The following is a 12,481-nucleotide window of genomic DNA, read 5'->3' as shown; positions in this document are numbered from 1 at the left end:
TAACGCGAGCCGAGACCGATAAAGGATCGGCCACGGCTCGTGGTGAGGATTGCGGGATGTCCGCCGGGTTTGTCTCAGGCGTTCATGTGCCAGGAGAAGGTTTTTTTCGGGGCGGCCAACCGCTCGGCTCATTTCAGGGAATCAACTTGATCGTCTGAGTCGTAATTTTCGAGGAGGTTGTCACCATGACATCGGTGCCGTCTCCACCATCGGCGTTGAGTGTTCCAATCGTGCAGAGGGTGAACGCCAGCTTGTCAGCGCCAGATCCCAGCTTGATGGTCATGGTCGAGGAATCAACTCCAACGACGGAAAGACCGTCATCACCGTCGAGCAGATCGGCATTGAGTTCCAGCTTCCCAGTGTGGGGCACGCTGTACGATGCCAAATCATTGATCTTTGTTCCGTTCGCTCCTTCGACCTTGAGCGTGCCGGCCGAGAACGTGACGGTGAGCGAATTCGGATTGCTGTCCCCGGTCAGCGTCAGAACCTTGTTCGAGTACACGGCCTTCACCTTTGAGGCGATGCCCGACATCGTTCCAGGATAGGTACCGGAAATCGTGTACTGCCCCAGACTGCTATAGTCCGTGTATCCCGTGCTGAGCGGGCTTCCTTTTCCAACACCGTCGATTTTCAAGAAGTAGGTTCCAGCCGGGGCCGCGTAGTTAATTGTTGCCGTCACGTCGTCGATTGGATTGCTACTGGCGACCAGTGTGCCACTGTTCGAATACAGCTCCAGGGAAATATCCAGCATGGTGTTGACGGGTCCACCTTTCGCGGTGATGACAATGTTGCCGTTACCTGAGTTAATTAGAAACCAGTCATTGTCCGTTCGTGTCTCGATCACACCCGATTGCAACACGGTATAGGTATTCGCCGTTGCTCCTGAGCCGGCCGTGGCCGCGACCGCTCCGGCGGAGGCACGGGTGTTCGCGAAGTCATCAGAGCGATATCCAAAACCGTTCTGCGTCGAGATGATGGCAAGGTCGTCTTCCTGATCGTTCGCATTCAGGTATTCGCCCTTGCTCCATTGGACCAGATTGACGTAGTAGCCTGCGCCCATGTGCGGAGCCCAACTGGTGGCCCCTGAGCCGTGTCCAAAATAGTACTCTTCAACGGGCGAAGTTCGTCCGTCATGATGCAGTCCCAGAGTGTGACCCGCTTCATGAACCGAACAGTCGGCAATCAGTTTGGTCGCGTTTCCCAGGCTTTGAGGAAACACAAAGCATGGGGTGTCGGTATTCCAAGAGAAACTGGTGAGGAAGGCGACACCGCCTGCATCGGGAGCTGGCGAAGGAGTGGACACCCCGATGAGCACTCGGATACCCCAGCGGGTATCGCCCGTACCGGAATTGATCAGATCGGCGACAGGCGGCTCTTCCGTTGTCACGTCGACATCGAACGGTGAATAGCATTCACTGACGCGGAGAAAGATCTCCTGAATCATGGACAGTTCGGTGCTTGAGAACGCTGGCGTCGCATCAATCGAGAATGGGGCGGTGACGATTTCGGTGACCGTTGATGAATTCCACTCGGTATCTTTCGTCGAGTGTCCCGTAAAATCGAGGTAGATTCGCTTTGTTGCTGCGGGGCGACTGTGTAGCAGAAACGTGTTTGCGAGTGGGAATGCCGTTGCGTTCGTTCCGACATTGACGGTCGTGTTCGTGCCGGCGTTGTTCGTCGTGTTTGCCGCAAGTTTCGGTGCGGTTGGGATCGGGCGTGCCGTGTTGATCTTCGGTGAAATGAGCTTTGTTAGAGTCTTTGTTGAGGCCGCCAGCAGGTCCCGGTTCTGGGCAAGACTTACCGTGCAAATGAGGCCGCAACACATCGTCATGCGCCAAATCACGGACGCAATCTCGCTTGATCCGACACCCTTTGCCGCAATTCTTCTCATCGTGTTTCGCCCTCTGAATCGGTGAAGTTGCGCCGTACAAATCTCGGCCGTGTCGGGTTGAATTCAGACAGAAAAGTCTGACCAGGCGTCATCGCCATTTGCAAGGAAAAAATGACAAAATCGTTATGTTTTGACCCAGAGTAATAACGACCTCACTCCGCAGAATTGGAACAACCCTGCTGACGGAAATTGTGTAATGAACTCGCATCAGCGGATGCAGCCATCGATCTGCCGAACCTGAAATCAAACAGGTGGCCAGACGCGAAATGCAACATCGAGGCGATTTGTCTGAGATCATCGACTATTGGACATTCGCGATTGTCGATTTTCTCCTGTGGTCGTCGTAACGAACTGAACTTGCAGTCCCGTTACATTCGTTGCCATGCTCCTGATTCGCAAAGGCGGCTAGTTTGACGCGACGCCGACCAGTCATGGTGGGGCCGGGGTTGCGGTTCTCGAAATGTCTCTAGGCTACGCGACAGCCACGCTCTGCATATAATCGTCGCGTTCGAGACGTCGCAGAACGCTTTCGTGAAGGTCAGTTTTTTTGAAACGAATCGACCGTGTCTGGCTGAAGGCCATCTATCAAAAGGCAATGAAAGCACGATGTACTGGCTGAAGCGATTGTTGACACCACCGCTGATCGTCTTGGCATCGTTATTGATCTGGTGTGAAGAGTCGATCTGGATTTGGCTGAAGCGGCTGACATCGCTCATTGCGATGGTTCCGATGCTTCGATGGCTCGAATCGCGGATCGTTCGGCTGCCTCCGTCGATCATGCTTGGGATTTTTTTTCTGCCATTGGTGTCGCTCTTCCCTCTGAAGCTGCTTGCTGTTTACTGGCTGACCCGGGGATATTGGTTGGCCAGTCTCACCCTGATTGCCGCAGCGAAAATTCTGGGAACGGCTGTGGTCGCAAGAATGTACGTTGTCTGCCAGCCGCAACTCATGTCGATTGCCTGGTTCAAGTGGTTGCATGACTGGTTTACGACCACGCGCGATCGGATGTACTCGGCCCTTCACGCGTTGCCGATTTACCAGCGGGCTCGTGCGCTGTTGCTGTCGATTCGGCTGCGCGCAAAGAGACTGTTAAAACGAATCAAGGGGCCTCGAGGAATCTGGTTTCGTTGGCGGGCGATTCAGCGCTGGCGTCGACGTCAGAATTCGCTGCCGGAATCGCGGAAATCCATCGCGGGTAACGATTCGACTTGAGGATGGCTCGACAAAGCGGCGACGTTGTACAGTCGGGGGGGGGCGCTTCGATTTGTGGGCGAGCCGACGACGAGGCCGATGCACAACGCAGATCAGAACTCGATTTCGAACGTCTGCTTTTCGTGCAAGATTTTCGATTCGACGACAATCGTGTCGCGCACGCGAACTCCACCGCCTGGGACGGCAATTCGAATTTCGACGGCACCCTCTTCGATGTCGAATTGTTCCGAGGCCCGAAACCGGATCACTTGCTTATAGGTGTCCGTTCCATTGACCATTCCCGTCAAATCCGATCCCCGGTACTTCTTGATCTTGGACGGAAGACGCAACTGGACCACGATGAAATAGTTCTCGTTGGGCTTCGGATCGCGCGGTTCCGTCCAGGCGCTGAAATGTCCCTTGGATTGGGCATAGCCGGGAATGCGCGGGCTGGCCACACCGATCGAGACGCCGTCACCCGAGTCTCCTTCGCCGTTTCCTTTGCCGCCGATCCCCATGCGAATCTGTTCCGTCACTGGCGCGCCCACGCCCAATGATTCCAGCGCCTGACTGGCCGCCGCGATTTCAATCGGCGGCGATTCGCCATCTTCGCTTGGCAACAACGTGTCGAGAACCGTGTCCGTCCCCAATTCCTGGCTCTCACCCAATATGCCCCACAGTGCGATTCCATCGTGCTTCGTGACGTTGGAAATCAAGATGAATGCCAAGATCAAGAGGACTGCGGTGTGGACGAGCAGCGAAACCAGGACGCCAATCGCCGTCTCGTTGGTGATCCACCGAATCAATCCATGCTGGTTGGGTTCGATGGCCAGGTCCGCATCAGACGCGAGCGCCAGATTTCCCAGTGTCGCGATGGCGGATGACCTGGACGGCGCTTGCTTGGTGGGGCGGAGCGGGGGGGCCGTCGCGTTTTTTTCGGAGGATACGGTCTGGCTTGTGGATGTGGCGTTTGTTTCACCACGCTGGCGACGGCGTGCGGCAAGCCATTCGGGCACATCTGCCGATGAACCGACGACGGGCAGAGGTCCGGAACCCTGCGTATCATCCGATGAAAGGGCCGAGGCTGCCATATCGCCGCCTTGAGGAAAAAGGTCGTACGTGTCAAAGTCACCGTTTCTTGGCCGTCAGAGGGCTGATGACAGAGTCTGCCGATTATACGTCGTCTGACTGACGAAGTTGACTTCAAAAATGAATCAATGGTGCGCAAAAATGAAAGACATTCGCCGGATCGGAGTCACACGACGCTGGTCGGATATCGTCGTCCATGGACCAACCGCCTATTTTGTGGAAGTGGCAGATGATCCCGCACAGGATATGCGCGGCCAGGTCACTCAGATTCTCGCACAAATCGACGGGCGATTAGCGACCCTGGGCTGTCACCGGACTTCGTTGCTTCAAGTGTTGATTTATGTCGCCGATTTGGCCGATGGGCCAATTCTAAACGAATTGTGGGAGGCGTGGGTCCCCGAAGGGCATGCGCCAGCGCGTGCGTGTGTGCAAGTCGTTTTGTCGCCTGGTTATCTGATTGAGATGGTGGTGACGGCGGCCGTAGACGCCTGAGCGTGTGGCAGCGTTGGTTGCAGCCACATATCCGCCAGACCGATGGCCAGAAGTCCGAGGCTGACGACCGCGTTCACGTTGAAGAACGCTTTGTTAACGTTGCTCAAATCGGTCGGCGTGACGAGCGAATGCTCATAAAGCAGCAGCCCCGCGACAGCGATGCAGCCCACCAAGAACAACGTTCCCAATCCAGCGACGTACCACAGTCCGAACAGGCATCCGATCGTCAACAGATGGCTGACGAAGGCGGCTCGCAATGCCTTCGGGATTCCCCAGCGAGCGGGGATGCTGAAAAGCTGGGTCGACCGATCGAAGTCGGCGTCCTGGCACGCATACAGGATGTCGAATCCGCCCACCCAGAAGAAGATCACGGCAGACAGCAGCGTGGGCGTCACGGCGACTTCGCCGCGAATTGCAATCCAGGCTGCGAGTGGCGACAGCATCAGCGCGGCCGACAGCCAGTAGTGGCAGAAAATGGTGAACCGCTTGGCATAGGAATATCCGCACAGAAACAAGAGGACCGGAACGGACAATCGAAGCGGCCAGGGGTTGGGCAGGAAAATCAGTGTCGCCGCAATGAAGCCTGCGGAACTGAGCAGCGTAAAGGCCACGACGGTGGAAAGTCCGAGCAGACCGGCAGGAAGATGCCGCTGGGCCGTCCGTGGATTTTGCGCATCGAACCGACGGTCAACGATCCGATTGAACGCCATGGCTGACGATCGAGCAAGAATCATGCAAACGACGATCCCAACAAGTTGCGTCAGTGAAAACGGGCTATCGGGAAGTCGCCATGCAAGTGCCGCCGAGAGCAGTGCGAACGGCAACGCGAAGACCGAATGGCTGAAGCGGATCAATTCCAGCAAGTGGCGAATCGTTGAAAGCATTTCAAACCAGCAACAAATTGGATGAACGAGTGGGATGTCGGATTCTAGTCGTCGGTCATCAGCGCGACGAGCCGAACAGGCGACGGAATTCGTGAATCGTTTGTTCGGCGGCAGAAGGGGCATCGGGCCATGACAACGCTTCTGCAGACAGGTAGCCGCCGTAGCCGATTTGTTGAAGCGCTGCGACGATCGGAGCGAAATTCAAGTGACCACATCCAGCGGGACGACGGTTCGAATCCACGAAATGAATGTGCCCGATCCACGGCCCTCCGCCGCGAATTGCCGCCGCCAGATCGGACTCTTCGATATTCATGTGGAACAGATCCGACAGAAGTTTCACGTTGTCGGACTTCAACGACTTCATCAGGTCGACTCCTGCAGAAACCGTGTTGACCAGATTCGTTTCGTAACGATTAAGAGGTTCGTAAATTAACGGCACACCGTGTTGACGGGCGTGTTCACCAAGTTCATTGAGAGCCTCGGTCAGCCAAGTCATGGCCTGATCCTTCGAGACTCCGTCGCCCCAGCGCCCCTGCATCGATCCAATGATTGCCGGCGCTCCATGAACGCCGCCGAAATCGATCATCGATCGAATGAAATCGATGGCGCGACGACGAACGTGAGCGTCCGCGCTTGTCAACGTGAGCTTGTGCTTGACCCAGCCCGCGCCCGTTCCGACGGCCGCGAGTTGCAACTCGTGTGATGTCAGTAGAGATGTCAGTTCCTCTTTGGAAACCGCGTCGGGACAGGGGGCGAACAATTCGATGGCGTCGAATCCCAGTTCCTTGGCCTGTCGGCAAGCGGCCGGCAGGTCGTCCCAGAAGACAAACGGACCACCTTTTGATTCGGTGACGAGGCTGACGGTGACGGCGGAGCGAATCATGAGTTGTTCCAGCGTGATCGATGTTAGGCTTTTCGCGTGGGGCACGATGAGCGAACCCGGCCACATTGCACCGGACAGACTGCGTTCTGACAATCGTTCCGTCCGGGCCGGTGGCCTGAAGCGGAATTTGACGCCTCACGCCGGTCGGTGTCGATTGATCCTCCCAGCCATCGAAACCGATTCAGGATTCCGCCAATAACGCGGTGCGACCGAGTCGTTGATGGTTGCCGTGAGAATGACTTCCATTGACGCGATCAATCCATTGCGATCGGCACAGTTCGTGCAATTGTTATGGACAGAGTTTGTCTGCGAATTGGGTTTTAATGTCAAATACGACGTAACCCTCACAAGCGGAATCAGATCAGGCATAATGATCAGCGTGAAATGGTGACGAATTGTCAACATGACTCGTCACTATTTTGAACGTTTCGTTTTCGATGTTTGACGTTTGTTGTCAGCGAGGCACGGCATCAATTCCTTGTCGTTGCAAGTTCGCGAATTTTGTGTGTCGGGGCCCGGCGCCAGTTTCGGCTATTTTCTTTGAGTTTCGCGAGACTGCGGCGCTGTTGCCGAACGTCAACAGCGCGGATTCATCGATTTCTTTTGGCGTTTCGGTACGGCCGCTGCTTTGTGTGGATGTGGAAACTGCTTCATCTTGAAGACTTCCAATCTCTCGCGAGAAGCGATGTTCGTGCTGGCCAGCGCGAACGTCATTACGGCGGAAGCATGCTTCCGCCGGACATTGTTCAACAGGCGAACTCTTTCGCCTGTTGAACGTGACCTCAATGGGTGGTTCCCGGAGAAGGTCGACGTTAGAGCCTCAGAAAATCACAAAGGAACTCAGAGTATGTTGCGTCAATTGTTCAACGACGAAAGCGGTGTCATCATCTCCGCCGAACTCGTACTTGTCCTTACGATCGCCGTGCTGGCGATGATTGTTGGCCTCAGCGAAGTCGCTGTTGCCGTTAACACCGAGTTGAATGATGTGTCGAACGCGATCGGGGCTCTCAACCAGTCCTATGCGTACACGGGATTTTTCTCGTGCGGCCTGAATGGCAAATTGAAATCCCGCTATAGCGGTACGACGTTCATCGACAATGGACCGGATGACTGCGATCTCAACAGCAGTTGCGACTTGGTTTGCGGTGCTTCGAGTGCCCCGACCCTCGAAGGTAACTCGTTCTGATCCCGCTTGATCTGACAGTCAAATGGCCAGGGTTTGAATGGGACGGCTTCTTTTAAACGGCCGTCACTCCCGGGCGAATTCAAAATCAAAAACCACGTCGAACGATCCCTCGTTTGACGTGGTTTTTTCGTTGGCTCGTGTCGATGTTGCGGCTCTCGTCACACCAGGCCGGGGAGGTCGTTCACTGTCGGCCATTTGGGGTGACCTGGTGTGTACGAGAAGCAGCGTTCACAGAGACGACCGTAAACGACAGATACGCTCGATCAATGCGTCTTGCCCGTTGTGGCAGGAGCGGCTGAAGGTGTCTGCACGGGAGCTTTTGAATCGAGTTCTTGATCGGGATCAATCTGAACCTTTAGTCCGTCCGACATGCGGTCGCCGGGATTCACGATGACCTGATCATCGGCTCGAATCCCCGTCGAAATGCCGACTTCTCGTCCGAAGTCACCGGCGACTTCGACGGCGCACAGCCGTACGGTCTCATCGGAATCAACGACTGCCACCTGAGTACCCTGTGCATTGAAGACCAGTGCCGATGCGGGAATCATTAAAGGCGGATCTTGGCGTGCCACGTCCATCTTGACTTGGACATAGGACCCTGTCAGCAACGCACGGTCGTCGTTCGGAACCTGGATTTCCGTGAGCAATGTACGGGTGGTCGCGTCAATGGCCCGCGCCGTGCGGGTGACGGTACCCGGAAATATGCGTCCTGGGATTTCGCGGACGATAATGTCGGCTTTCATTCCTTTGGTGACACCAGGGGCGTAGATCTGCGGCACATTCACGAACACACGGACGGGATTGGTTCGCGTCAGTTGAAACAGTGATTGGCCGGTGCCGTTTCCGGATGTGACCAGTTGTCCGGTGTTGATATTACGTGCGGTGATCGTCCCGGAAAACGGGGCGGTGATTTCGGAAAAAGACTGTAGCTCTTGCATATGCTGCATATTGGCCGTGTTGGCTTCCACAGTGGCTTCCGCCAGTCGCAAGTTCGCAACGGCAACGGCTTGGTTGCCTTCGGCATCGTCCAATTCCTGCTGCGACACGGTATTTTTTGCAACCAGCCCGCGCAATCGATTGGTTGTGATCGTGGTCAGATTGACCGTCGCCTTCGCGCGCTCCACCGACGCCTTGGATTCCGACAGAGCCGCCTTGCTCTGTTGAAGCTGCGCGAAGACTTCCGGCGTACTGATTTCGGCCAGCAATTGTCCCTCGTTGACCTCGTCACCAATATCGACCAGCCACTTTGTGACGTAGCCATTGGTGCGAGGGTAAAGAATCGTTTCTTCCATCGCCTGGACGTCGCCGGGCAGCATCGCCTCCGTAATGGCGGGCGATTGCCGGGGCGTCATGACGCGGACGCGTGGTCTAGAGGTTTTCACGCGATCGGATTCTTCTGCCAGGACGGCATTCGAATGATGACGTGGTACCGAGCCGAGCAGAAACAGCCCTCCAAACCCGGCGGCCGCGATCAGGATTGTCAAAATCAACGACGCCGCGGACCAGGTTTTCGTAGGGCGTTTCAGCTCAGGCTCATCGTGATGCTCGTGGCTTGGTTCCGCACGACTTGGTTCCGTATGAAGGGGACGATGCAACGGTTGAGGTTCCCCTGACTTGGGGGAATGAAGTTCCGTGGTAGCAGTCATTTCATTTTCCTTGACTAATCGACAAGCTCAGGCTCAGTCACGACTGGTTTCGGATGTCGTCTCAGAGCGCTGTAAACGACAGGCACTAAAAAGAGCGTGGCGAACGTCGCCATCATCAAGCCGCCGATCACGGCTCGTCCCAGTGGGGCATTCTGTTCTCCGCCTTCGCCCCATCCCAGTGACATCGGCAGCATCCCCAGGATCATGGCAAGAGCGGTCATGATCACCGGACGCAATCGGGTCACTCCAGCGGACCAGGCCGCGTCTTCAGGGCTATGGCCCGCCTTCTGCTGATCATTGGCAAACGTGACCATCAAGATCGAGTTCGCGGTGGCGACCCCGATGCACATGATCGATCCCATCAACGAGGGGACGCTGATGGTGGTTTGGGTGGTGAACAGCATCCAGATGATTCCGCACATGGCCCCGGGTAGGGCCATAAGGATGATCATCGGGTCGAGCCAGGACTGAAAATTGACAACCATCAGCAGGTAAACCAGGATCACCGCGAAGACAAGACCACTGCTAAGTCCCTGGAAAGAGGTGTTCATACTTTGAACCTGACCTCGCACCGAGATCGTCGTCCCGCGGGGAAGCGTGGGGCGAATTTCTTTCAATATCTTGTCGATGGCCGTTGAAACGCTTCCCAGGTCTGTGCCTTGCACTCCGGCGAGCACGTCGAAGCTTTGAGCAATATTGTAGTGCGTGACGTTGGTCGGTCCGAATGCGTGCTTCACACTGGCAAGGTTCCCCAGCAACTGTGACTGCGTCGTCGCGTTGGTTCGTGTCACGGGCGTATTGTTCAACGCGTCGATCGAGTCGATTTTGAACTGCGGCGTCTGCACCACGAGCGGATACTGAACGCCCGATTTCGGATCAAGCCAGAAGTTTGGTGCGGCCTGTCCGCTGGAACTCAACGAGACCAGCAGATTGTTCGATACATCGCGTTCCGACATGCCCAACTGGCTCAGCAGCGTGCGGTCCGCCTGGACATTCAGCTCGGGGGTTCGCACAACCTGCTGCAAGTGGGCATCGACGGCACCGGGAATCTCCGCAATTCGATCGCGGATCTGCTGGGCAATCGCGAAGTTTTTCTCATAGTTCACACGCGGACCGACAATCTGAACGTCGATGGGGGCCGCCAAACCAAAGTTCAATACCTGCGTCACGATATCTGGGGGCTGGAAGTAGAAGGTCAAGTCGGGAAATTGTTTGTTCAGTTCAGTACGGATTTTTGCGATGTAATTGGCCGTCGGAGCGTGATGATGTTCGAGTGTGACGAGCAATTCACCGTCGGCGGCGGACATCAGCGAACCGTCGCTCAAGGCAAGGTTAATACCACTGTTTGGAATTCCGATATTGTCGATGATCGTCCTGAGTTCCGATGGCGGAATAATCTCGCGCACGACTTCGCCGATTCGCCCGAACCAACGTTCGGTTTCTTCGATTCGCGTTCCAGCAGGGGCTCGCACGTGCATCCGAATCTGGCCGGAATCGACGCTCGGAAAGAAATCTCGTCCCAGGCTTGGTAGCAGCGCTGACGATCCAATGACCAGTGCGATAAAGGCTGTGACGACGATCGATCGATGCGCCAGTGCGCTGGCGAGGCATCGTCCGTAAAAGTCGCGCAGCTTGTCGAAGTAGCCGTTGAATCCATGATGGATTCGCCAGATCAATCCCAGTTTCACAGGCTTATGCGGGGCAGAATCGTTTTCCGATTTGCCGCCATACATCTCGACTTCCGCGGCCAGCAGGTAATGAGTCATCGTGGGGATCAGCGTTCGGCTCAGGAAATAACTGGTGAGCATCGCGAACACCACGGCCATTGCCATAGGGGTGAACAGCGATCGAGCGGCACCGGTGATGAACACCACCGGGACGAACACGATGCAGATGCAAAGTGTCGCGACGAACGCAGGTGTCGCGATCTGTTGTGCCCCGTCGAGAATGGCGGGGACCAATCTTTTGCCCAAATGAAGATTGCGGTGGATGTTTTCGATTTCCACGGTCGCATCGTCGACCAGAATCCCCACGGCGAGAGCCAGTCCGCCCAGCGTCATCACGTTCAGGGTGTGTCCGAGAAATGCGAGTGTGATGATCGAGACGAGAATCGACAGTGGAATTGAAATCACCACGATCAGCGTACTGCGCCACGAGCCGAGGAAAAGCAGGATCATCATGCCTGTCAGGGCCGCGGCGATGGCCCCTTCGACGAGCACCCCATGGATCGAACTCTTCACGAAGATCGATTGGTCGGACAACAGCGTTGCACGCAAACTTTCCGGCAGGGTTGCCATCACCGACGGAAGTCGGTTCTTCACCCCGTTGACAATGTCCAGCGTCGAAGCTCCCGATTTCAACACCGGTTGAAGCACGCCGCGTTTCCCGTCCACGCGTACGATGTTGGTCTGCGGCGCAGCGCCGTCACGAATTTGAGCCACGTCGCGAATGAAGATCGTGCGCGTACCGACCGACTTGATCGGCAGATTTCCAATCTCGGCTACGATCGACGGACTGGTGTTCAGTCGTACGTTGTATTCTTGCTCGCCGATTTTTGCGGTGCCCGAGGGGGCGATTAGGTTCTGTGCAGAGACGGCGGCCGAGACATCGGCTGGCGAGAGTTTCCAGGCGTACAGCTTCTCGGGATCAATATCGACCATGATCTGCCGAATGGTTCCACCATAGGGATACGGGATCTGGGCACCGGGAACGGTCGCCATCCCGGGACGTAAACCCGTGGTCGCGTAATCGAAAAGTTGCTGCTCCGACAGGCTGTCACTTCCCAACGAGACCTGCACGATCGGGACGTTGGCGGCGTTGTACCGCATCACCAACGGAGGGAAGATGCCTGGAGGCATTGAACGCAAGACCTGTTGCGACGTCGCGACCACCTGGGAGATGGCGCTATCAATGTTCACGCCTTCCTGGAGGAAGATTTTGACGACACTGATGCCGTTCAGTGACTGGCTTTCAATGTGTTCGATACCACTGACGGTCGAGACTAGTACGCGCTCGTAATTACCGACGACGCGCGTTTCCATTTCGTCGGGTGAGATTCCCGTATAGGTCCAGATCACCGCCACCACCGGAATATCGATTTCCGGAAAGATATCGGTGGGCATGCGGGCAATCGTTACCCCACCGAGAATGGCGATTAAGATCGCCATCACCACGAAGGTATAGGGGCGACGCAACGCAAGACGAACGATCCACATGGCC

The 12,481-nt window shown here is 56.0% G+C and carries 9 protein-coding genes; 3 read left to right on the top strand and 6 right to left on the bottom strand.

Annotated elements, in window-relative coordinates; all coding sequences use genetic code 11:
* Positions 1–133: 133 nt before the first annotated feature.
* Positions 134–1,891 carry a hypothetical protein gene (locus OSO_RS47660; protein WP_050986061.1) on the bottom strand — a complete coding sequence of 586 codons (1,758 nt, stop codon included), beginning with the start codon at positions 1,889–1,891 and terminating at the stop codon, positions 134–136.
* A gap of 606 nt (positions 1,892–2,497) precedes the next feature.
* Here OSO_RS47660 and OSO_RS47655 point away from each other — a divergent pair.
* The gene (locus OSO_RS47655) at positions 2,498–3,103 is read left to right on the top strand and encodes a hypothetical protein (protein ID WP_010583049.1); all 606 of its coding nucleotides are present in this window, start codon (positions 2,498–2,500) and stop codon (positions 3,101–3,103) included.
* 92 nt (positions 3,104–3,195) lie between these two features.
* On the opposite strand, the gene OSO_RS0108835 is transcribed toward OSO_RS47655, so the two are convergent.
* Positions 3,196–4,173, bottom strand: a complete 978-nt coding sequence (locus OSO_RS0108835; RefSeq protein WP_010583048.1) for a hypothetical protein — start codon at positions 4,171–4,173, stop codon at positions 3,196–3,198.
* Between the two features lie 139 nt (positions 4,174–4,312).
* Here OSO_RS0108835 and OSO_RS0108830 point away from each other — a divergent pair, with 139 nt between their 5' ends.
* Positions 4,313–4,663, top strand: a complete 351-nt coding sequence (locus OSO_RS0108830) for a RidA family protein (RefSeq protein WP_029246803.1) — start codon at positions 4,313–4,315, stop codon at positions 4,661–4,663.
* On the opposite strand, the gene OSO_RS42745 is transcribed toward OSO_RS0108830, so the two are convergent.
* Both OSO_RS42745 and OSO_RS0108820 read right to left on the bottom strand, forming a co-directional pair.
* The gene (locus tag OSO_RS42745; RefSeq protein ID WP_050986057.1) at positions 4,621–5,547 is read right to left on the bottom strand and encodes a UbiA-like polyprenyltransferase; all 927 of its coding nucleotides are present in this window, start codon (positions 5,545–5,547) and stop codon (positions 4,621–4,623) included. The genes OSO_RS0108830 and OSO_RS42745 overlap by 43 nt on opposite strands.
* 58 nt (positions 5,548–5,605) lie before the next feature.
* The gene (locus OSO_RS0108820; RefSeq protein ID WP_029246802.1) at positions 5,606–6,430 is read right to left on the bottom strand and encodes a sugar phosphate isomerase/epimerase family protein; all 825 of its coding nucleotides are present in this window, start codon (positions 6,428–6,430) and stop codon (positions 5,606–5,608) included.
* Between the two features lie 847 nt (positions 6,431–7,277).
* Here OSO_RS0108820 and OSO_RS0108805 point away from each other — a divergent pair.
* Entirely contained in the window at positions 7,278–7,616 is a 339-nt protein-coding gene (locus OSO_RS0108805; protein ID WP_010583043.1) for a hypothetical protein, read from the top strand.
* Between the two features lie 263 nt (positions 7,617–7,879).
* Here the strand turns inward: OSO_RS0108805 and OSO_RS42740 are convergent, their stop codons facing one another.
* Entirely contained in the window at positions 7,880–9,262 is a 1,383-nt protein-coding gene (locus OSO_RS42740; RefSeq protein WP_010583042.1) for an efflux RND transporter periplasmic adaptor subunit, read from the bottom strand.
* Between the two features lie 14 nt (positions 9,263–9,276).
* Positions 9,277–12,477: an efflux RND transporter permease subunit gene (locus OSO_RS0108795; RefSeq protein WP_010583041.1), complete on the bottom strand. Its 3,201-nt coding sequence runs from the start codon at positions 12,475–12,477 to the stop codon at positions 9,277–9,279.
* Positions 12,478–12,481: the final 4 nt, after the last annotated feature.

The organism is Schlesneria paludicola DSM 18645 (assembly GCF_000255655.1).
In the GTDB taxonomy this organism is placed as follows: Bacteria; Planctomycetota; Planctomycetia; order Planctomycetales; family Planctomycetaceae; genus Schlesneria; species Schlesneria paludicola.
Note: the sequence above shows the minus strand (reverse complement) of the source record. Positions and strands in the feature narration are given on the sequence as shown.